Annotated in this window: 21 protein-coding genes; 15 read left to right on the top strand and 6 right to left on the bottom strand. The window is 63.3% G+C overall.

All coding sequences use genetic code 11. The annotated features are described in order from the left end of the window. The first annotated feature begins 33 nt into the window (after window positions 1-33). The 13 genes from rplQ to ETW24_RS17225 all read left to right on the top strand — a co-directional run bounded on the left by rplQ (window position 34) and on the right by ETW24_RS17225 (window position 15,082). Window positions 34-462 carry a 50S ribosomal protein L17 gene (gene rplQ, locus ETW24_RS17285; RefSeq protein ID WP_027257365.1) on the top strand — a complete coding sequence of 143 codons (429 nt, stop codon included), beginning with the start codon at window positions 34-36 and terminating at the stop codon, window positions 460-462. A gap of 173 nt (window positions 463-635) precedes the next feature. After that, entirely contained in the window at window positions 636-3,059 is a 2,424-nt protein-coding gene (locus ETW24_RS17280) for a CHASE3 domain-containing protein (RefSeq protein ID WP_129372205.1), read from the top strand. A 293-nt stretch (window positions 3,060-3,352) separates the two neighbouring features. Continuing rightward, window positions 3,353-4,441 carry a 3-deoxy-7-phosphoheptulonate synthase gene (locus tag ETW24_RS17275; RefSeq protein WP_129372204.1) on the top strand — a complete coding sequence of 363 codons (1,089 nt, stop codon included), beginning with the start codon at window positions 3,353-3,355 and terminating at the stop codon, window positions 4,439-4,441. 236 nt (window positions 4,442-4,677) lie between these two features. Then, window positions 4,678-6,069, top strand: a complete 1,392-nt coding sequence (locus ETW24_RS17270) for a trypsin-like peptidase domain-containing protein (protein WP_129372203.1) — start codon at window positions 4,678-4,680, stop codon at window positions 6,067-6,069. Continuing rightward, the gene (locus tag ETW24_RS17265; RefSeq protein WP_129372202.1) at window positions 6,069-7,385 is read left to right on the top strand and encodes a replication-associated recombination protein A; all 1,317 of its coding nucleotides are present in this window, start codon (window positions 6,069-6,071) and stop codon (window positions 7,383-7,385) included. The genes ETW24_RS17270 and ETW24_RS17265 overlap by 1 nt, the downstream gene beginning before the upstream one ends. Window positions 7,386-7,512: 127 nt before the next feature. Then, complete coding sequence (crcB, locus tag ETW24_RS17260) at window positions 7,513-7,893, top strand: fluoride efflux transporter CrcB (RefSeq protein WP_129372201.1); 381 nt, start codon at window positions 7,513-7,515, stop codon at window positions 7,891-7,893. Next, window positions 7,890-8,936 (top strand): RluA family pseudouridine synthase, encoded by a 1,047-nt coding sequence (locus ETW24_RS17255; RefSeq protein WP_129372200.1) that lies wholly within the window; start codon window positions 7,890-7,892, stop codon window positions 8,934-8,936. Before crcB ends, ETW24_RS17255 begins: the two co-directional genes overlap by 4 nt. Beyond that, window positions 8,933-9,601, top strand: coding sequence for an HAD family hydrolase (locus tag ETW24_RS17250; protein ID WP_129372199.1), 669 nt, complete (start codon window positions 8,933-8,935; stop codon window positions 9,599-9,601). The genes ETW24_RS17255 and ETW24_RS17250 overlap by 4 nt, the downstream gene beginning before the upstream one ends. A gap of 3 nt (window positions 9,602-9,604) precedes the next feature. Continuing rightward, entirely contained in the window at window positions 9,605-10,309 is a 705-nt protein-coding gene (locus ETW24_RS17245; protein ID WP_129372198.1) for an ATP12 family chaperone protein, read from the top strand. Window positions 10,310-10,559: 250 nt separating this feature from the next. Then, window positions 10,560-11,576 (top strand): amino acid ABC transporter substrate-binding protein, encoded by a 1,017-nt coding sequence (locus ETW24_RS17240; protein WP_129372197.1) that lies wholly within the window; start codon window positions 10,560-10,562, stop codon window positions 11,574-11,576. Window positions 11,577-11,703: 127 nt separating this feature from the next. After that, the gene (locus ETW24_RS17235) at window positions 11,704-12,972 is read left to right on the top strand and encodes an amino acid ABC transporter permease (protein WP_129372196.1); all 1,269 of its coding nucleotides are present in this window, start codon (window positions 11,704-11,706) and stop codon (window positions 12,970-12,972) included. A gap of 1 nt (window position 12,973) precedes the next feature. Continuing rightward, entirely contained in the window at window positions 12,974-14,278 is a 1,305-nt protein-coding gene (locus ETW24_RS17230) for an amino acid ABC transporter permease (protein WP_129372195.1), read from the top strand. A 12-nt stretch (window positions 14,279-14,290) separates the two neighbouring features. Further along, window positions 14,291-15,082 carry an amino acid ABC transporter ATP-binding protein gene (locus ETW24_RS17225; protein ID WP_129372194.1) on the top strand — a complete coding sequence of 264 codons (792 nt, stop codon included), beginning with the start codon at window positions 14,291-14,293 and terminating at the stop codon, window positions 15,080-15,082. Window positions 15,083-15,179: 97 nt separating this feature from the next. On the opposite strand, the gene ETW24_RS17220 is transcribed toward ETW24_RS17225, so the two are convergent. The 3 genes from ETW24_RS17220 to ETW24_RS17210 all read right to left on the bottom strand — a co-directional run bounded on the left by ETW24_RS17220 (window position 15,180) and on the right by ETW24_RS17210 (window position 16,951). Beyond that, window positions 15,180-15,632: a DUF411 domain-containing protein gene (locus tag ETW24_RS17220; RefSeq protein ID WP_129372193.1), complete on the bottom strand. Its 453-nt coding sequence runs from the start codon at window positions 15,630-15,632 to the stop codon at window positions 15,180-15,182. Window positions 15,633-15,746: 114 nt separating this feature from the next. Beyond that, window positions 15,747-16,244, bottom strand: a complete 498-nt coding sequence (locus tag ETW24_RS17215; protein ID WP_129372192.1) for a SixA phosphatase family protein — start codon at window positions 16,242-16,244, stop codon at window positions 15,747-15,749. Beyond that, the gene (locus tag ETW24_RS17210) at window positions 16,241-16,951 is read right to left on the bottom strand and encodes a ferredoxin (RefSeq protein WP_129372191.1); all 711 of its coding nucleotides are present in this window, start codon (window positions 16,949-16,951) and stop codon (window positions 16,241-16,243) included. Before ETW24_RS17210 ends, ETW24_RS17215 begins: the two co-directional genes overlap by 4 nt. 310 nt (window positions 16,952-17,261) lie before the next feature. Here ETW24_RS17210 and ETW24_RS17205 point away from each other — a divergent pair, with 310 nt between their 5' ends. Next, entirely contained in the window at window positions 17,262-17,594 is a 333-nt protein-coding gene (locus ETW24_RS17205) for a GYD domain-containing protein (RefSeq protein ID WP_129372190.1), read from the top strand. Window positions 17,595-17,719: 125 nt separating this feature from the next. Here ETW24_RS17205 and argB read toward each other — a convergent pair whose 3' ends face one another. Beyond that, a complete protein-coding gene (gene argB, locus ETW24_RS17200; RefSeq protein ID WP_129372189.1) occupies window positions 17,720-18,580 on the bottom strand; it encodes an acetylglutamate kinase in 861 nt (286 codons plus the stop codon). Between the two features lie 158 nt (window positions 18,581-18,738). Here argB and ETW24_RS17195 point away from each other — a divergent pair, with 158 nt between their 5' ends. Beyond that, entirely contained in the window at window positions 18,739-19,467 is a 729-nt protein-coding gene (locus ETW24_RS17195) for an SDR family NAD(P)-dependent oxidoreductase (protein ID WP_129372188.1), read from the top strand. Between the two features lie 42 nt (window positions 19,468-19,509). Here ETW24_RS17195 and ETW24_RS17190 read toward each other — a convergent pair whose 3' ends face one another. Further along, a complete protein-coding gene (locus ETW24_RS17190; protein ID WP_129372187.1) occupies window positions 19,510-20,907 on the bottom strand; it encodes a PepSY-associated TM helix domain-containing protein in 1,398 nt (465 codons plus the stop codon). A 237-nt stretch (window positions 20,908-21,144) separates the two neighbouring features. Next, the gene (locus ETW24_RS17185) at window positions 21,145-21,510 is read right to left on the bottom strand and encodes a DUF2946 family protein (RefSeq protein WP_129372186.1); all 366 of its coding nucleotides are present in this window, start codon (window positions 21,508-21,510) and stop codon (window positions 21,145-21,147) included. Window positions 21,511-21,512 lie beyond the last annotated feature (2 nt).

Below are 21,512 nucleotides of genomic sequence, written 5' to 3'. Positions count from 1 at the left end.
ACAAAGCAAAAACGCAAGATAAGGAATTTAGAAATGCGTCACGCACGTGGTTACCGCCGCCTGAACCGTACTCATGAGCACCGCAAAGCCCTGTTTTCGAACATGTGCGGCTCGCTGATCGAGCACGAGCAGATCAAGACAACCCTGCCCAAAGCAAAAGAACTGCGCCCGATCATCGAAAAGATGATCACCCTGGCAAAGCGCGGCGATCTGCACGCCCGCCGTCAGGCCGCGTCCAAGCTGAAGCAGGACAAGGACGTCGCAAAACTGTTCGAGGTTCTGGGCCCGCGCTACAAGGACCGTCAGGGCGGCTATGTCCGTATCCTGAAGGCCGGCTTCCGTTACGGCGACATGGCTCCGATGGCGATCATCGAGTTTGTTGACCGCGACACTGCCGCTAAGGGTGCCGCCGACAAGGCCCGCCTGGAAGCAGCAGAAGCAGCTGCTGAAGCTGACGAATAAATTACGCTGAGTTATCAGGTTCAGCTATCTGGCCCCCGCTCCGCCCGGAGCGGGGGTTTTTCGTTACCTGACGGCATCCGGACAATGTTTAGAATGCATTTTTTGTGCGAAAGGGAATCGTAATTTTCTTCTGATTTTACTGTCGCAAGCAAGCAAGTTCCGGGACGGATGTGATGGCAGTAAAGAAGACACCCGCGGCCAGGCGGTTCTCACTGGCGAACCTCAGCACCAAGACAAAGATCGTTTCGGTGGCGGTGTTCCCGCTGCTGCTGGTTCTTGGGGTCGGGGTGCTGGCGGTGGTGAACCTGGGCCGCATGGACAAGACTGCGCAGGCTGTTGACCACACCCAGGAGATTTTGACCGAAGCGCAGGCGCTGGCCGAAGCCGCCTCAGGCATGGAGGCCGGGCTGCGGGGCTATCTGCTGGCCGGGCAGGATGAATATCTGGTGCCGTTTGAGAACGGCAGCGCCAAAGTTGCCGGCTCCCTGGATCGTTTGCGCAGCCTGGCCGCGGGCAATCCGGACTTGCTGGCTGACCTCGATACGGCGGAGCAGACTTTGGCCGGCTGGCAGGAGGATGTTGCGGCCGGCGCCATCGCGTTGCGCCGCGATATCGGCGACGCCCTGACCATGAACGATATGGCGGCAGAGGTGAAACAGTCCAAGGGCAGGGTCTACTTTGAGAACTTCCGTGCGGAGATGGCTAAGGTCATTGAGGAAGAGGAAGTCGAGCTGAACAACCGTCGCAACACCTTTTCTTCCCTGGTGAACGCCGGGATCGCCGATCCGGATTACCTGAACACCTCGCTGCAGGCGGTGGAGCAGACCCACAAGGTCATCAGCAGCGCCAAGGATCTGCTGTCGGCGGCGGTCGACATGGAAACCGGGATGCGCGGCTTTCTTCTGGCGGGCGACCGGGAATTTCTCGAACCGTATATGGAGGGCAACGGGCGCTTCAACGAGGTTCTGGCCGACCTCCACCTAGCGCTGGCCGACAATCTGATGCAGGCAAACCGCCTGGATAACGTGGCCAAAATCGTTGACGAATGGCGCAGCAGCGTGGTGGTTCCGATGCTGCAGCTGCGCCGGGTGATCGGCAGCGCGGCGACTATGGATGACATGGCCGACCTTGTCGCTCAGGGGCAGGGCAAGGCGTATTTCGACAGCTTCCGTGCCACCATGGAGACGATCGAGGCGAAAGGGGCCGAGGCAATGGCCGCCCGCCGCGCCGCCAATGAGGCGCTAGCCGCCCAGACCCGGATCATGATTCCGGGGGCAATTGCTGTGGCGATCCTGATCGGCGCGGTGATGGCGCTGATCACCGGCTCCGGCATCGCTTCGGGCCTGCGGCGCATCGTGGTGTCGATGCGGGGTCTGGCCGAGGGCAACAACGCGGTGGAGATCAAGGGCCAGACCCGCGGCGACGAGGTCGGCGATATGGCCCGCGCGCTGGATAAATTCCGTGCTGAACTGCTGCGGATGCAGGAGGCGGAAGCGCAGAAGGCGGAAAGCAAAGACGCCGAACTGGGCAATGTGGTCCAGCAGCTGAGCGAGCGTCTGGCGCGGCTGTCGCACGGCGATCTGACCATCCGCATCGCCGAGGAATTCCCGGAGGAATACGAACAGCTGCGCGCTGATTTCAACGGCTCCATCGACAATCTGAACGCCACGGTGCAGCAGGTGATCGAAGCCGCCACCAGCATCCGCAGCGGTTCTGCAGAGATCAGTCAGGCCTCCGACGATCTGTCCCACCGGACCGAAAGCCAGGCGGCAACGCTCGAAGAAACCGCTGCCGCGATTGACGAGCTGACGGCCTCGGTGAAATCCGCCGCCGAAGGTGCCCGCAATGTCGAGGCAACCGTGCGCGAAGCCCGCCAGGAGGCCGAAAGCAGCGGCGAGGTGGTGCAAAGCGCCGTGGCCGCCATGAGCGGGATCGAGGCCAGCTCGAAGAAGATTTCCCAGATCATCTCGGTGATTGACGACATCGCCTTCCAGACCAACCTTTTGGCGCTGAACGCCGGGGTCGAGGCCGCCCGCGCGGGCGAGGCCGGCCGCGGCTTTGCGGTGGTGGCGTCCGAGGTGCGGGCGCTGGCGCAGCGGTCTTCGGACGCGGCGATGGAGATCAAAACTCTGATTGGCGACAGTTCACGTCAGGTCGGGGAGGGGGTGGACCTGGTCGGCCGCGCCGGTGACGCACTGCAGTCGATTGTCGGTCAGGTCAGCCATATCTCGCAACTGGTCTCCGAGATCGCCGAAGGCGCCGAGGAGCAATCCACCGGCCTGCTTGAGATCAATACCGGCGTCACCCAGCTGGATCAGGTGACCCAGCAGAACGCGGCCATGGTCGAGGAAGCCACGGCAGCAGGCCATCTGCTGAACAGCGATGCGGGCAAGCTGTCGGATCTGGTCGCCCGCTTCCAGGTGGCCGGCGGCGGTGCCCTTGCAGCCGCATCCGCCCCGGTTTCCGCGGCGCCGGCTGCCATGGCGCCCTCAGCCCATGGCAGCGATGATTGGGACCTGGAGGCCAGCCCGGCCCCGCCCGCAGCAAAGCCGGCGGCAGACGGAAATGCAGCCCGCGACCTCTGGCAGGATTTCTGAGCCGCAGAGGAAACCGCCGCACAGGCCCTCCCCGGTGGAGGGCCTGTTGCCTTTTCAGGGTGGATTTTCCGGGGTGACAGCCCGGCGAATCTCCGCTAGCGTCCGGGTCATGACCCGTAGCTATGCCGCATTCTGGTATTTCTTTTATCCGCGCCACATGGCGGACGGAGGGGTCAGCGCATTCTGAGCTAAGATATCGGAACGCACCAGGATACCACCAACCGCCCGCAGCAGCCGGCGGTTTTTTCGTATCCGCCGCAGCGCCAAGGGCCCCCCGCCAAGGAAGCTGAAACATGACACCCCAGACCGAAAATCTCCGTATCACCGGCATGCAGGAGCTGATCTCGCCGGAAGACCTCGCATCCCAGCTACCCGGCACGGCGGCGGCCACAGATACCGTGCTGGCCAGCCGCACCGCCATCCAGGATGTGCTGCATGATCGCGATGACCGTGTTGTCGCTGTGGTCGGCCCCTGTTCGATTCACGACCCCAAGGCGGCGATGGAGTATGCCGAACGGCTGGCACCGCTGCGCAAACGGCTGGCGGGTGAGCTGGAGGTTGTGATGCGGGTCTATTTCGAGAAACCCCGCACCATCTCGGGCTGGAAAGGGCTGATCAACGATCCCGGCCTCGACGGCTCGTTCCGCATCAACGAAGGCCTGGGGCTGGCCCGCCGTCTGTGCCTGGACATCAACAGCCTGGGCCTGCCGGTCGGAACTGAGTTTCTGGACACGGCGGTGCCGCAATACATCTCGGATCTGGTGGCCTGGGCCGCCATCGGCGCCCGCACCACCGAAAGCCAGATCCACCGCGAGATGGCCTCAGGCCTCAGCTGCCCGGTGGGTTTCAAGAACGGCACCCGCGGCAATCTGCAGATCGCAGTGGACGCGGTGCGCTCGGCGGCGCATCCGCATCATTTCATGGCATTGGCCAAATCGGGCCGCGCGGCAATTGCGGCGACCAGCGGCAACCCGGACTGCCACTTGATCCTGCGCGGCGGCGGCGGCACCAATTATGACGCCGCCTCGGTCGATGCGGCCTGCAGGCTGGCGGAAAAAGACGGCATCCGCGGCCATGTGATGATCGACGCCAGCCATGCCAACAGCGGCAAGGATCCCATGAAGCAGCCCGCCGTGCTGCGCGATGTAGCGGGCCAGATCGCAGGCGGCGACAGCCGCATCACCGGGGTGATGGTGGAAAGCCATCTGGTAGCGGGCCGTCAGGACCTGGGCAAAGGGGAACTCACTTACGGGCAGTCGGTTACCGACGGCTGCCTGGGCTGGGAGGATACAGTACAAGAGCTGGAGGCTCTGGCAGAAGCTGTCACCGCGCGGCGTGCCCATGCGGCACAGGCTGCTGCACCGAGCCTGGCAGAGGCCTGATGCCGCAAAGGGACTGCGAGGATACCGGCAAGGAAGAAGGCCTGATGCGCCTTGCCGGCAGTCTGCTTCTTTCTGGTCCCAAATACCTCGGGGTGAATTGGCCGCGAGGCCAAGAGGGGCAGCGCCCCTTTCACGGCAACTTGCTGGGCGGCGTCCCTTTGTCCTTATACGTCTCCCGCCTTGCAATCCGCGTGCGCGCTCCGCATATCCTTCGGGCAGTAACAAACGGAGCGCCCATGATCCGCCCAGCCCTGACCGCCCTTGCCATTATTCTTGCCTTGCCGGCTGTGGCAGAGACCCGTGTGCCGCAGAACCAGGCGGAGATAACCCTCGGCTTTGCGCCTTTGGTCAAGGAAGCCTCGCCTGCAGTGGTGAATATCTATGCCAAGGTGGTGCGCCAGGTGCAGCAGCGCCGCCGATCGCCTTTCATGAACGATCCGTTCTTCGATGATTTCTTCCGCGGCTTTGCCAAGCCGCAGCCGCGGGTGGAGAACTCGCTGGGTTCGGGCGTGATCCTGTCGGCGGATGGCATCGTTGTGTCCAACTACCATGTTGTCGGCAGCGCCACCGAAATCCGCGTGGTGACCTCTGACCGGCGTGAATACAATGCGCGGGTGATCCTGGGCGACAAGGCTAGCGACCTGGCAATCCTGCAGCTGGAAGAGGCCGCAGATCTGCCGCATCTGGACCTGCGCGACAGCGACCAGGTCGAGGTGGGCGAACTGGCGCTGGCCATCGGCAACCCCTTTGGGGTTGGGCAGACCGTCAGCAGCGGCATTATCTCGGGCCTCGCGCGCACCGGCATGGGGGCAGGCGATGGTTTCGGCTATTACATCCAGACCGACGCGCCGATCAATCCGGGCAATTCGGGCGGGGCGCTGATCGACGTGAACGGCGACCTCATCGGCATTAACACCCGCATCCTGTCCCGCTCCGGCGGTTCCAACGGCATCGGTTTTGCGATCCCTGCAAACCTGGTGACGGAGTTCGTCAATCAGGCCCGCAAAGGCGCGGAAGAGTTCCAGCGCCCTTGGGCCGGCATGGCCGGGCAGCCCGTGGATGCCGATCTGGCAGCCTCGCTGGAGATGAACGTGCCTGAGGGTATGGTGATTTCCGATCTGCATGTTGAGAGCCCTTTTGCCAAGGCGGGGTTCAAGGTGGGCGATGTGATCACCCATGTGGATGGCGAAGTGGTGAATTCACCTTCGGAAATGGTGTTCCGCATGTCTGTCGCCGGGCTGGACGGTATGTCCGCAATCACCCGGCTGCGCGGTGAGGCGCGGGAAGAGATTGCGGTGCCGATGATCGTGGCGCCTGATCAGCCGCCCGCAAATCCGGTGCAGCTGGATGAAGACACGGCATTGCCCGGCCTGACCGTGGCGCGGATCAATCCGCAGGTGATTGCGCGCCTCGGCCTGCCCCTGTCGGCCGAAGGCGTGGTGGTGACGGACCCCGGCCCCTATGCCGGACGCGGCGGGGTGCAACCCGGCGACGCACTCTTGGCGGTGAACGGCCAGCCTGTCGCCAGCACCGATGACGTTTATGCAATTCTGGCAAACAGCGGACGCTGGATTCAGCTGGATCTGAACCGGCGCGGCCAGCGTGTGACCCTGCGGTTCCGGACCTGATGGCGGATCTGTTCGGCAGCCCTGCGCCAGCAAGCGGCGATGCACAGCAGCCCAACCGGCCGCTGGCCGACCGGCTGCGGCCGCGGTCGCTGGCAGAGGTGATCGGCCAGCAACAGGTGCTGGGGCCGGAGGCGCCGCTGGGGGTGATGCTGGCGTCCGGCTCCTTGTCATCACTGATTTTCTGGGGGCCGCCCGGCGTAGGCAAGACCACCATCGCACGGCTGCTGGCGCAGGAGACCGACCTGCATTTCATGCAGATCTCGGCGATCTTCACCGGGGTTCCGGAGCTGCGCAAAGTCTTTGAGGCCGCAAAGATCCGCCGTCAGAACGGCCAGGGAACGCTGTTGTTCGTGGATGAGATCCACCGCTTCAACAAGGCCCAGCAGGACGGCTTCCTGCCGCATATGGAGGATGGCACTATCCTGCTGGTCGGGGCGACAACCGAGAATCCCTCGTTTGAGCTGAACGCCGCTGTACTGTCTCGTTCGCAAGTGCTGGTGCTGGGGCGTTTGTCGTTGGCGGATCTGGAACACCTCACCCAGCGCGCTGAAAAAGAACTGGGCCAGGCGTTGCCGTTGTCAGGCGATGCCCGTGATGCGCTGCATGAGATGGCCGATGGCGACGGCCGGGCGCTTTTGAACCTGATCGAACAGGTTGCCGCCTGGACGGTAGAGGCGCCCTTGGGGCGCGAGGCGCTGTCGGCCCGGCTGATGCGGCGGGCGGCCAAGTTCGACAAGTCCGGCGACGAGCATTACAACCTGATTTCCGCCCTGCACAAATCCATCCGCGGCTCGGATCCGGATGCCGCCCTTTACTGGCTGGCGCGGATGTTGGAGGGCGGCGAGGATCCGCGGTTCCTGGCCCGGCGTCTGACCATGATGTCGACCGAGGATATCGGCATGGCGGATCCGCAGGCCAATACCGTCTGCCTCAATGCCTGGCAGACCTATGAGCGGCTCGGCAGCCCGGAGGGCGAGCTGGCGCTGGCCAATGCCGCCGTATATCTGGCGCTGGCGCCGAAATCCAACGCGGTTTACGTGGGCATCAAGGCGGCGCGGCGGCTGGCCAAGCAGACCGGCAGCGCGCCGCCGCCCAAGCATATCCTGAATGCGCCGACCAAGCTGATGTCGGAGCAGGGGTATGGAGACGGCTATGCCTATGACCACGACGCCGAGGACGGGTTCTCCGGCCAGAACTACTTCCCCGACGGGGTCAAGCGCCCGGTACTGTATCAGCCAGTTGAGCGCGGGTTCGAGCGCGAGCTGAAGCGGCGCACGGACTACTTCGCGAACCTCAGGGTGAAGCGGAACAAGTAAAGCGGCTTTGCAGGCAAAGCCGCTGCCTCCGGCGGGAGTATTTGGGGAAAGATGAAACGGAAGCTCTGCACCCCATGCAACACGGGCAAAACTTGACATCCTTGCCTGTGCCGGCGACAGGACGGGGATGATTTCTTCGGTTTCCATGGTGGCCCTGGGCGGCGCAATCGGGGCGGTGTGCCGTTTTCTGGCCGGGCTGGGTATCATCCGGGTCATGGGGCATCACGACTTTCCGGTCGCGGTGGTCACCGTCAACGTGATCGGCTCCTTTCTGATGGGGATGTTTGTGGTGGCTGCGGCGATGCGCGGGCTGACCCACCTCAGCCCCTTGGTGATGACCGGGCTTCTGGGCGGGTTCACCACCTTCTCGGCGTTCTCGCTGGAGACCGCCAACCTGATCGAGCGCGGCGCCTTCGGGCAGGCGGCGCTTTATGTTGTTCTGTCCGTTGGATTGTCCGTGGGCGGTTTGTTTCTGGGCCTGATGGCCGCAAGAGGAGTGTTCGCATGAGCGGCGTTCAGATGATTACCGTCAGCGAAGACGATGGCGGCCAGCGCATTGACCGCTGGCTGCGGCGGCTGTTTCCGCATGTGAACCAGGGCCGCATCGAGAAGATGTGCCGCAAGGGCGAGCTGCGGTTGGATGGCGGCCGGGTCAAGGCCAATACCCGTGTCGAGACCGGCCAGGTGGTACGGGTGCCGCCGCTGGCGGACAGCGACCTGAAACCTGCCGCGCCGCGCGAGATGAAGATCTCGGACGCCGATGCCAGGATGATCCAGGATTGCGTGATCTACCGCGACGACGATGTGATCGTGCTGAACAAGCCCGCAGGGCTGGCGGTGCAAGGCGGCTCTGGCACCACCAAACATGTGGACGGGCTGGCGGAGGCGCTGAAGTTCGGGCTGGAGGATAAGCCCAAGCTGGTGCACCGGATCGACAAGGACACCTCCGGCATTCTGGTGCTGGCGCGCAACCGCAAAGCGGCGCAGGGGCTGACCGCTGCTTTCCGCCACAAGAATACCCGCAAGATTTACTGGGCCTTGGTCGCGGGTGTTCCGACGCCCTATCTGGGCGAGATCAAGAACGGGCTGGTCAAGGCACCGGGCCATGGCAAGAGCGGCGAAGGCGAGAAGATGATCAACGTCCACCCGCAAGACATCGACGAGACATACGGCGCCAAACGGGCGCATACGCTGTACGCGACGCTGTACCGTGTTGCCTCCCGCGCTGCCTGGGTGGCGATGGAGCCGATTACCGGCCGCACCCACCAGCTGCGGGCGCATATGTCGGGCATGGGCCATCCGATTGCCGGGGACGGTAAATACGGCGGCTCGGGTCAGGAGAACCTGGGCGACGGCTGGGGTGCGCAGTTTGGCGGGGTGATTTCCAAGAAACTGCATCTGCACGCCCGCCGGATGGTGTTCGAACACCCGGTGACCCACAAGAATGTCTCGGTTGTGGCGCCTTTGCCCGACCATATGAAAGAGAGCTGGGACACCTTCGGCTGGAGCGAGGATCTGGCGGCGGATGACCCGTTTGAGGATCTGAAGTGAGTTCACCGCTGCGGCTGATCCTGTTTGATGTGGATGGCACGCTGGCGGACAGCCAGGGCGCGATCACCGGCGCCATGGCTGAAGCCTTTGAGGGGGCCGGCCTGCCGGTGCCGCCGCGCGCGGCGATCCTGTCGATAGTCGGCCTGTCGCTGCCCTTGGCGATGAAGGAGCTGGCGCCGGATCAGAATGCCGCGACGCTGGAGGCGCTGGTGGAGGGGTACAAATCCTCCTACATGCTGGCGCGTGAGGCGGCCGGGGCGGGGCATTCGCCGCTGTATCCCGGTGCGCGCGAGGCGCTGGCGGAGCTGAATGCGGTGCCGGAGTACCTGCTGGGGGTTGCCACCGGTAAGTCCCGGCGCGGGGTTGAGGCGCTGATTGCGGCGCATGGGCTGGATTGCTTTGTGACCCGGCAGGTGGCCGACCACCATCCGTCAAAGCCGCATCCGTCGATGGTGCTGACGGCGATGGCGGAAACCGGGGTGGAGCGCGCGAGCACCGTGATGATCGGCGACACGCGGTTTGACATTGAAATGGGGCGCGCAGCGGGGGTCACCACCATTGCCGTGCCCTGGGGATACCACCCGGCAGAGACATTGGGCGCCGATTACCTGATCCGCGATTTCGCGGAGCTGCGCCCGCTGCTGGCAGAGATTTGGAAGGTGTAAGAAATGAGCGGCTGGGCACAGAAACGGTTCTGGAAAGCAGTCTCGGTTGTGCAGACCGAAGACGGGTTCGCGGTGGAGCTGGACGGGCGCCGGGTAAAGACGCCGGCCAAGGCGCCGCTGGCGGTGCCGACCCGGGCCATGGGGGACGCCATCGCCGCGGAATGGGACGCGCAGAGCGAATCAGTTGACCCCGGAACCATGCCTTGCACCCGGTCTGCCAATGCTGCGATTGACAAGGTGACACATCAGCACAGCGAAGTTGCTGCCATGCTGGCTGAATACGGCGATTCCGACCTGCTGTGCTACCGCGCCGACGCACCGGTTGAGTTGACGTTGCGTCAGGCGCGGGAATGGGACCCGGCGCTGGACTGGGCAGCAGGGGCGCTGGGCGTGCAGCTGCAGCCCAGGACCGGCATTCTGCACCAGCCGCAGGAGACAGCGGCGCTGGCGGTGCTGGCGGAAAAGGTGCAGGCTATGACACCGTTCCAGCTGGCGGCTTTCCATGATTTGGTAGGGATTTCCGGCTCTTTGATCCTTGGCTTTGCTGCTGCGCAGGGCTGGCGCAGTGCCGATGAGATCTGGCAACTGTCGCGTCTGGATGAACGCTGGCAGGAAGAGCAATGGGGTGTCGACGAGGACGCTCAGGCTGCGGCGGAGGTGAAGCGGCAGGAATTTCTGCACGCCAAGCGGTTTTACGATTTCTCCTGAGAGAACAGAAAATTACCGAATGACCCCGTGAGGCGTAAATAAATTTACTCACGGGCAAACTGTGCGTATGCCGCGCATCGAATTTCCTGATCCCACCCTTGACGTTTGTTGATGAATGCGCCCACACTTGGGCGCGAAAAAGGGGTAAACCCTTCTTCAGTCTCAATTCCGGCGGGGGATCGCCGGTTAATAAGAACCGCCGAATGGCGGACTATTCCGCTGAATGGCGGGCTATCAGGAAGAGGTAAATATGAAAAAATCCGTACTTTTGGGCGCAATGGCTTTTGCCGGTCTTGCGGCTGGCGCGGCATCTGCCGGAACGCTGGACGATGTGAAGGCGCGCGGCAAGCTGAACTGCGGCGTCACCGTCGGCCTGGTCGGCTTTGCGGCTCCGAATGCGAACGGGGAATGGGAAGGGTTCGACGTTGCCGTGTGCCGGGCTGTGGCTGCAGCTGTGCTGGGCGACTCGACTGCTGTTGAATTCGTGCCGACCACCGGCAAGACCCGCTTTACCGCGCTGGCGTCCGGCGAGATCGACATGCTGGCCCGCAACACCACCTGGACCTTCAGCCGCGATGTCGACCTGAAGTTCGAATTCACCGGCGTCAACTATTATGACGGCCAGGGCTTTATGGTCCCGAAAGAGCTGGGCGTGTCCTCGGCCAAGGAACTGGACGGCGCCACCGTCTGCATCCAGACCGGCACCACCACCGAGCTGAACCTGGCGGACTTCTTCCGCTCCAACAATATCTCGTATGAGCCGGTTCCGATCGAAACCAACGCCGAAGCGCAGCAGCAGTACCTGGCCGGTGCCTGCGACGTTTACACCACCGACGCCTCCGGCCTGGCTGCGACCCGTGCCACCTTTGATGATCCGGGCGCGCATGTGCTGCTGCCGGAAATCATCTCCAAGGAACCGCTGGGCCCGCTGGTCCGCCACGGCGACCACGAGTGGGGCGACGTTGTCCGCTGGACTCTGAACTCGCTGATCGCGGCTGAAGAGCTGGGCATCACCTCGGCCAACCTGAGCGAAATGTCCGCCGGCACCGAGAACCCGGAAATCAACCGTCTGCTGGGCAGCGAAGGCACCCTGGGCGAGATGCTCGGCCTGGACGCCACCTGGGCACAGAAAGCCATCGCTTCGCAGGGCAACTACGGTGAAATCTTTGCCAAGAACATCGGCGAAGACACTCCAGTCGGTCTGGCCCGCGGCCTGAACGCACAGTGGACCGAAGGCGGCCTGCTGTACGCTCCGCCGTTCCGCTAATCACACAACCGGAAAGGGCGCAGGAATTTCCTGCGCCCTTTTCCTATCAGAAAATAAGCTCCGGACCGCTGCGGAGCGGGGACAACCCCGCCAGGACAGAATACCGGAGCCCAGGGGATCACACTATATGTCAACGTTAACTGACCCTCCAAAGGAGCAGTTCCGGCTGTCTATGCTCCTTTATGACACCCGGTACCGGTCGGGGACCATCCAGGTCATCGCCATGTTCGGCTTCATGCTTTTGGCAGCCTGGCTGATCAACAACACGCTGAGCAACCTGGCCGCACTGGGTAAGCCGATCGATTTCGGCTTCTTCGCGGAACCGGCCGGCTATGATATCAACCAGCGCCTGCTGGAATACACCTCGCGCGACAGCCATTTGCGGGCCGCGCTGATGGGGCTTCTGAATACGCTGGTTGTGGCCTTCCTCGGCTGTATAACTGCAACAATCCTGGGCGTGATCATCGGCGTTCTGCGGCTGTCGTCGAACTGGCTGGTGGCGCGTCTGATGACGATCTACGTCGAGCTGTTCCGCAATGTGCCGGTGCTGTTGTGGATTGTCTTTGTGATGGCGATCCTGATCGAAACCCTGCCGGCGCCACGGGCGTTCCGGGGCGAGAACCCCGAAGCCACGATGAGCCTGGCCGACAGCGTTGCCGTGACCAACCGCGGTGTCTACATCCCCGAGCCGTTGTTTTCGCGTTCGCTGGGCGATGCGCATCTGTTTGGAGAATCCTCGCTGCGGTTTGATGTCAGCCTGGACCTGATAGCCATTCTGGTGGTGCTGGGCCTCAGCCTGTTTGCGTCGATCAAGATCCGCCAGCGTGCGGACCGCATCCAGGAAGCCACCGGCGACCGTCCGGTCACCTGGCATATGCGCACCGCCGTGGTGGTGGTGCCGATGGCGATCCTGCTGGCCGTGCTGGGTTTTTACCTGGGCTACCCCGAGTTGAAAGGCTTTAACTTTCAGGGCGGCACCCACATGCGCAACTCGCTGATCGCACTGTGGCTGGCGCTGTCGCTGTACACCGCCGCCTTTATCGCGGAAATCGTGCGCGCCGGGATCATGGCGATATCCAAGGGCCAGACCGAAGCCGCCGAGGCCCTGGGCCTGCGCTCCAACAAGATCATGTCGCTGGTGGTCCTGCCGCAGGCGCTGCGGGTGATCATCCCGCCGCTGATCTCCAACTATCTGAACCTGACCAAGAACTCGTCGCTGGCGATTGCCGTGGGTTACATGGACATCACCGGAACCCTGGGCGGCATCACCATGAACCAGACAGGGCGCGAGCTGGAATGCGTTCTGCTGCTGATGGTGGTGTATCTGGCGATCTCGCTGACCATTTCCGGGGTCATGAACTGGTACAACGAAGCCGTGAAGCTGAAGGAGCGCTGAGATGTCTGATATCGGATTTGTCCGCACTGAAATGCTTCCCGAGCAGGATCCGCCCGCCTCTGAGGTCGGGGTGATCGGCTGGGCGCGGCATAACCTGTTTTCCAACTGGTTCAACTCGATCCTGACCATCGCGTCCTTTGCTGCGGTCTATTTCGTGCTGGCCGCCATTGTTCCCTGGATCCTGTCGCCCACCTGGAACGGCACCTCGCTGTCCAATTGCCGTGAAACGCTGGCAGCTGCCGGCCACGGCGATGCTCATGGCGCCTGCTGGGGCGTGATCAAGGAGCGCTGGGTCCAGCTGATCTTTGGTTTCTACCCGAGCCACCTGTACTGGCGCCCCATCGCTGCCTTTGTCCTGCTGGGCGCGGCACTGGCTCCGGTGCTGTTCTCGGACCGGGTGCCGTCGAAACTGCTGATCTTTTCGGCGCTCTACCCGTTCATCTTCCCCTGGCTTTTGTGGGGCGGCACCATCTGGATGCCGATTGCCGCGCTGGCAGGTTTTGTCATCGGCGGGCTGGTCTACAAATTCGCCGCAGAAGCGCTGAGCACACTTCTGGGGGTGATCCTGGGCGTAGCCGCGGCTGTTATCTGGTGGATGCTGCTGGCGGCGCCGGTCTCGGGTCTGCTGGATGGGATCCTGCCCATCGGCATCGAAGCGGTGGAAAGCCGCAAGTTCGGCGGCTTCATGCTGTCGGTGACCATCGGTGTTGTGGCCATTGCCTGCTCCTTGCCGATCGGCATCGTGCTGGCGCTGGGCCGCCAGTCGGATCTGCTGATCGTCAAATACATCTGCGTGGGCTTTATCGAGTTCATCCGGGGTGTGCCGTTGATCACGCTGTTGTTTGTGGCTTCGACCCTGCTGAACATCTTCATGCCGCCGGGAACCAATTTCGACATCATCCTGCGGGTGCTGATCATGGTCACGCTGTTTGCCGCGGCCTATATGGCCGAAGTGATCCGCGGCGGTCTGGCAGCCTTGCCCCGCGGCCAGTATGAGGGCGCCGACAGTCTTGGCCTCAACTACTGGCAGGCGCAGCGGCTGATCATTATGCCGCAAGCGCTGAAGATCTCGATCCCCGGCATCGTTTCGACCTTTATCGGGGTGTTCAAGGACACCACGCTGGTCTCGATCATCGGGCTTCTGGACCCTCTGGGCCTGTCAAACGCCATTCGCGCGGACTCCAACTGGAACGGCATTGTCTGGGAACTTTACGGCTTTATCGCCCTGTTGTTCTTCGTCTTCTGCTTCTCCATGTCCCGCTATTCCATGTATCTGGAGCGCAAGCTTCAGACTGGCCACCGTTAAGGAGTTCAACATATGTCTGAACTTATGACCGACCGTCAAATCGACCGTTCCAAGATGCAGGTGAGCGACGAGGTCGCCATCGAAATCTCCAACATGAACAAATGGTACGGGTCTTTTCACGTGCTGCGCGATATCAACCTGACGGTGAACCAGGGCGAGCGTATCGTCATTGCCGGCCCGTCCGGTTCGGGTAAATCCACCCTGATCCGCTGTCTGAACGCCCTGGAAGAGCATCAGCAGGGCAGGATTGAGGTGGATGGCACCGTCTTGTCAAATGACCTTAAGAACATCGACAAGATCCGTTCCGAGGTTGGCATGGTGTTCCAGCACTTCAACCTGTTCCCGCATCTGACCATTCTGGAGAACTGCACCCTGGCGCCGATCTGGGTCCGCAAGACACCCAAGAAGGAAGCCGAAGAGCGGGCGATGCATTTCCTGGAGAAGGTGAAAATCCCGGAGCAGGCCGACAAATACCCCGGTCAGCTGTCGGGCGGCCAGCAGCAGCGTGTGGCCATCGCGCGCTCGCTTTGCATGATGCCGCGCATCATGCTGTTCGACGAGCCGACCTCGGCGCTGGACCCGGAGATGATCAAAGAGGTGCTCGACACCATGATCGAGCTGGCCGAAGAAGGTATGACCATGCTCTGCGTGACCCACGAGATGGGCTTTGCCCGTCAGGTGGCGAACCGGGTGATCTTTATGGACGCAGGTCAGATCGTGGAGCAGAACGAGCCGGAAGAGTTCTTCAACAACCCGAAGAGCGACCGCACCAAGCTGTTCCTCAGCCAGATCCTGGGCCATTAAGGCAGCTGTATCACGAAACAATGAAGGCCGGGCATTGCGCCCGGCCTTTTTTTGTTCAGGTGTTCTAGGCCGGGCCGCCTTGATCAGGCCGCCTCGATTAGGAGTGGCTGGCGAACACTTCTGCCGTGCCATCAGCCAGGATCAGCAGGGTGTCAAACGCCTCGCGCTCATCCCCCATCTCCATCCCCGGCGAACCGATCGGCATGCCCGGAACGGTCAGTCCCAGCGCCGCAGGCTGTTCCGTCAGCAGCCGCTGGATGTCACCTGCCGGCACATGACCCTCAATCACATAAGGCCCGGCCATTGCAGTGTGGCAGGAAGCCAGATCGCCGCTGACGCCGAGCCGTTCTTTCATTGCCCACAGATCCTCATCCGCCACATTGCGCACCTCGGCCGCAAAACCGGCGGCGGCCAGGTGATCGGCCCAGGCCGTGCAGCAGCCGCAGGAGGGCGACTTCATGATGCGGATGGTTTCCGCTGCCGTGGCAAATCCCGGCAGGGCGGTGAGGGGGAGGGCGGCTGCGGCCAGCAGCAGGGAACGGCGGCGCATGGGGATCTCCAGTCCTGGCAAATACGGGTCTGTCAGGCAACCTAGGTCCGCCCTTGCAACCGCGCCATGCCCCTCCCGCGCAGGATGCGCGGTATTGCCGCAGCCGCAACCGTGCTATTCGCCCAGCAGTTCGCGCGGAACGGCAAAGCCGACGGGTTTGCCGCTGCTCCAGGCCAGGTCGCGCCAGCTGCTGATATCAAACTCCGCCACCAGCGTTGCCCCGGTCGGGTAATCGTCGAACCGCGAATGATCCGGCGGGCTGGAGACGATGGAATGGGCAAAGGCGGCGATGCCGGGATTGTGCCCGATCAGCATGACCCGCGGCTGTTCCGCCTCTATCAGCACCTTGAACATCATTTCCGAATTGGCGTGATACAGACGCTCGGTGAACCGCGCAGGCACACCCAGCTCCATCAGCTCGCAGGTTTCGCGGGTGCGTTGCGCGGAGGATGAGATTACCTGATCCGGCACATATCCTGTGTCCCGCAACCAGGCGGCGATGGCCGGGGCAGACCGGCGCCCTCGTTTGTTCAGCGTTCGGGCGTGGTCGCTGGGGACATTGGCGTCCCAGGCGGATTTGGCATGGCGGGTCAGGATCAGGGTGCAGGTCATTGGGGGTGAAAATGCCTCATGTGATGTGCGGTTTGTTCCGGGTCGCGGCCGGCGTTGCGGCTCAGCGGGCAGGCGCGGCGGGCCAGACAGCCGCCTGCCATGCAGCCGGCGCCGGCAGGAGTGTCAAGATAGTCATGGCAGGCTGCCAGATCGTAGGGGCCGCCGTCTGCCAATGCGCTGACGGGACAGGCGCTGAGACAGGGGCGGGAGTGGCAGCTGCGGCAGGGAGACTCTGCCAAAGGCGGAGGGGGAATGTCAATTTCCTGTTTGAAATGAAGGCCCCCCCGCAAGGATATCAGCATGCCGGCGCGATCATGCACCATCATCTGTGACGGGGATGTGAAAAACCGGCCCGATGCCAGCGCCCAATTGATGAATGGCGTGTAGGGCGGCCCGCCAAAGGGGAAATAGGCGCTGCCGCGCAGGTCCTGGGCCAGGGCGCTGACCACCCGCTCGGACCAGCGGTCCACCGGGTGCGGGGCGCCGTCGCGGTGCTCCGGACTGCTCTTGAAGACGGGCCAGAAAGCGGCGGCGGTTCCCAGCAGGATCAATGTGCCATCTTCCAGCGCCTTGACGGGCTGGCGCGCGGGATGCAGGGCACCGCAGACCGCAAGCCCGACCTGCGCGGCGGCGGCTTCGATCTCAGGATAAGACAGTGCCCCTTGGGCACTGTGGAGGCGGTGGTCTGGCAGGTCGGTCTGGGTCATATGCGGCATCCGGTCATGGGCTTAGCGCGAGCCTAACAGCGCAAGCCTGCTTGCCAGAGCGCAAAAACGTCCCGTCCTGTTCTGCCGGCGTCTTCCCGCCGGCGCGGTCAGAAGCGGCGGAACGGCAGCCGCCGGCTCCAGTCCAGCTTTGCCGGGCGTCCGTCCTGCCAGTGCAGCCCCGCTGCCAGCTTCGCTCTCATATGCCGGAACGCCTGAATGTGGTATGATCCGGCCCCGGGGGAATGCGGGCCGGGCTGTGCGGCATCGGGCCCATCGCCGGCTTGCAGGTTTCGCCCCAGGGAGAGACAGAATGCCAAGATTTATCGTGACCGGCTGTTACACGGCCTCTGCCATGAAAGCGATGATTGAAAACCCCAGTGACCGCGAGGCGGCAGCCCGCGCAATTGTCGAAGCGGCAGGCGGGACTTTGGAAAGCTACTATCTGACCACCGGCGACAGCGATTTTGCGATCCAAGTGACAATTGACGACGCAACGGGCCTGCTTGCGGGGCTGATGGCAACGGGCGCCAGCGGCGCCGTCAGCAACCTGAAAACCGTGCGGGCGTTCACCTCGGACGAATTCACCGCAATACAGAAGAAGGCCGGCGGCATCGCCAAGGTCTACAAAGCGCCAGGAAGCTAACGCAGCCAGCGCCGGACGGCAGCCGCCCGCTGCCATCCGGCTTCTTTCTGGTCAAAAATACCCCAGGGTGAATTGGCCCAAGGGCCAAGAGGGGCAGCGCCCCTCATACCCTCCTTCCACCTGCGTCAGGCGCGGATCATCGAGCCGGCGCCGTGATCGGTGAATAGCTCCAGCAGCACCGAATTCTGAACCCGCCCGTCGACGATGGTGCAGGCGCGCACGCCGTTGCGCACCGCATCCAGCGCGGTTTCGGTCTTGGGGATCATCCCGCCGGCAATCACGCCGCTGGCGGTCATTGCGTCGACATCCGCGGCCTTCAGCTCGGTGACCACCTCGCCGTCGCCGTTTTTGACGCCCGCCACATCGGTCAGCAGCAGCAGCCGGTCAGCCTGCAGCGCCTTGGCGATGGCCCCGGCAGCGGTGTCGCCATTGATGTTGAAGGTCTCGCCTTCCCGGCCCGCACCGATCGGGGCGATCACCGGGATCATGTCTTTTTCAAACAGACCGTACAGCACCTTGGGGTCCAATTCGGACGGGGCGCCGACAAAGCCCAGATCCGGGTCGGCCTGATCGCAGGTTATCAGATTGGCGTCCTTGCCCGACAAGCCAACGGCGCGGCCGCCCTGCCGGTTGATCGCCTGCACGATACGCTTGTTGACGACGCCGGACAAAACCATCTCCACCACCTCCATGGTGGCAGCATCGGTGACCCGCTTGCCGTTGACGAACTCAGACTGGATCTGCAGCTTTTCCAGCATCGCATTGATCATCGGTCCGCCGCCGTGGACGATCACAGGGTTCACCCCCACCTGGCGCATCAGCACGATATCGCGGGCAAAGGTCTCCATCGCCTCGTCGCTGCCCATGGCGTGGCCGCCCAGCTTGATGACAACAATGGCCCCGTCATAGCGCTGCAGATAGGGCAGGGCGCTTGAGAGGGTCTCGGCAGTGGCAATCCAGTCGCGGTTCATGTTTTGTGTCTTCATCGCTGTCATCATTCCTTTGACAGAAGGGTTTAGGCGGTTCCGGGGCCGCTGCCAAGCGTTGCGTGCGGCACGCCGGGCGCCGCCGCAGGCGGGAGGCCATTGCGGTTGCCTGTGCCGGTGGTAGGCTCAGCCTGGAAATCTCCTGTGAGGATCAACAGATGCGTCAGAAGACCTTGCTATTGACCGGCGCCAGCCGCGGTATCGGCCATGCAACGGTGCGCCGCTTCAACCGCGAAGGCTGGCGGGTTATCACCTGCTCGCGGCATCCGTTCCCGGCGGAATGCCCTTGGGGCGGCGGCCAGGAAAACCATGTGCAATTGGACCTGTCAGACCCGTCGGACACGATCAACGCGGTGGGCCAGATCCAGGACCTGCTGGACGGCCGCTTGGACGCGCTGGTCAACAATGCCGGGATCTCGCCGAAAGGGCCGGACGGCGAGCGGCTCAGCACGCTGGATACCGATCTGATGGATTGGGGCAAAGTATTCCACGTGAATTTCTTCAGCTCGGTTGTGCTGGCGCGGGGGTTGAAGGAGGAACTGGCAGCCGCCAAAGGGTCCGTCGTCAATGTGACCTCTATTGCGGGCAGCCGGGTGCACCCCTTTGCCGGGGCCGCCTATGCCACCTCCAAGGCGGCACTGGCGGCGCTGACGCGGGAGATGGCGCATGACTTCGGCCCCTTGGGGGTGCGGGTCAATGCCATTGCACCGGGCGAGGTGGAAACCGCGATCCTGTCGCCAGGCACCGACAAGATTGTCGAGAAGCTGCCGATGCAGCGGCTGGGCCAGCCCGAGGAGGTGGCCTCGGCGATCTATTTCCTGTGCTCGGAAGGGAGTTCCTATATCTCCGGCGCCGAGATTGAGGTGAACGGCGCGCAGCACGTTTGATTGCGGGCACACCGCCCGGCCTCAAGGCCGGGCGGCGCTCTGTCAGCTCACGGCGCGTTTCAGCACCGGCAGGTTTCCCAGCAGCAGCACGTCAATCGCCAGCACCGCCAGCAGCAGCAGGCCGGTCAGCGGGAAGGCCAGCGAGACCAGCACGGCAATCAGCGCAGCCCCCTTCCAGAACGGCATCTCTGCCGGTTCCGGCGGTGCGGCCAGGCGGCTGGCACCTGCGGGGCGGCGTTTCATCCACATTACCAGGCCGGAGACGCAGACAAAAATCACTGCCAGGCAGAACACCACGTTCAGCACGAAGCTCCAGGTGCCCATCAGCCCCATGTGGAAGGGTATGCTGACGGCCATTGCCTTGCCCGCGAGCGAGTAGTCCTCGTATTTCACGTCAGCGAGAATCTTGCCGCTGTACTGGTCAATATGAATGGTGCGGTCGATGAAAGGATCGTCGCCGTCGCCGCTCATGCTGTCGCGGTTGATGGTCCAGACGCCATTTCCGCCGCCGGGATAGGCCAGGCGGAAGCGGCCCTCCATCCCCAAAGCGCGGCCCAGGGCGATAATGTTGCCTGCGTCCACAGGCTGGCCTTCGGAAATGCCGGTAATCCCGGCCTCAGAGCCGGAAGCTGGCATCGGGGTCTGTTCCAGCGCCCAGGGCACATCGTTTGTATGCCCATGGTTCATGCTGGCGTGAATGTCGTCGGACAGGGGCACGTTGTCCCATTTGGCTGCCGGAAAGGTGCTCCAGGCCTGCATCATCTGGCCGCCCCAGATGCCGGTCCACGAGAGGCCGGAGATCAGGAAGACAACCAGCAGTGCCGACATCCAGAAGCCGGTGACCGCGTGCAGGTTCTTCCACAGGGCGCGGCCCTTGGCGCGGAAATCCGGGACAAAGGCACTGGCGGCATTGCCGCGCGGCCACCACAGGTACAGCCCGGTGAGCACCAGCACGATGCCAAGGCCCGCGGCGATCTCGATCAGCCGGTCGCCGGTGTCGCCGATCAACAGGGTCGAATGGATGTTGTCGGCCAGATCATACCAGCCTGCGCGGCGGTCCCATGTCTCGATCACTTCGCCGGTGTACTGGTTCAGTGCCACCAGACGCTGGCCGGCCTCGGTTTTGACGCGGAAAACGGCGGCCAGATCCGGCGCCTTGGGGCCGATCCATTCGGCAATGGTGCCGGGCTGGGCGGCCAGCACGGCGGCGGATTGATCAGCGATGCTGAGTTCAGCCGTGCCCTGGGTAACGGTGATGGTCTCACCGTCGCGGCCGTCGAACTGGGTGATGAACATCATCATCAGGCCAGTGACAGCCAGCATGATCAGGAACGGCACCACAAACAGGCCGGCGTAGAAGTGCCAGCGCCAGGCGGCGAAGTAGAATTTCTCGGACAGCGGGCGCGATTGGCCCGCGGATTGCGGTTGGCTGGTCGCCATGGGTCTCTCCATGTCAGGGCGCCGGGCACAGATGTGCCGGCAGGTATATTGGGGGTTTGGGGGATGAAAGGGTCAGGACCCATTGATCCGGCCAGGTCCAGACATTGCTGGACGGGAGAACGCGCCGGGCGTTGATCCAATGCAGCAAAGCAGACTGGCGGCGCGGCTGTCAGGCGGCGGGCAGGGGGGACCTGTTCGCTCAGCCAGTGCCGGGGGCCGGATGAAAGGGGGCTGACCCTAGGCCGCGGCGGGCGGGCCGCGGGCGTCGTAGCGCCAGTGGAAACCGGCGCTGTGATGAGTGAACACCTCGCGTGACCAGCGGTCGGCCAGCGGTGCATCAAGGCTGAGGTGCAGCGTGCCGTCCGGCAGCAAAGCCGCCGTGGTAAACCCGGAGAAGGGGCAGCTGCGGTCGTCCATTGGTTCAGCAGGATCATGTGAACCATCATCACCCGGATCGACCCAGGCCTCCTGCACGCCATCGGTGGTGCAGATCACCAGCAGCACCTTGCCGTCCTGTGCGGAGCTTGGCATCCAGCCGGCCGGGATCAGCCCGGCAACGGCCAGGGCGATCACAACCAGAAAGGAGGACAAGCAGCGCAGCATGC

It is taken from the genome of Leisingera sp. NJS204 (genome assembly GCF_004123675.1).
In the GTDB taxonomy this organism is placed as follows: domain Bacteria; phylum Pseudomonadota; class Alphaproteobacteria; order Rhodobacterales; family Rhodobacteraceae; genus Leisingera.
Note: the sequence above shows the minus strand (reverse complement) of the source record. Positions and strands in the feature narration are given on the sequence as shown.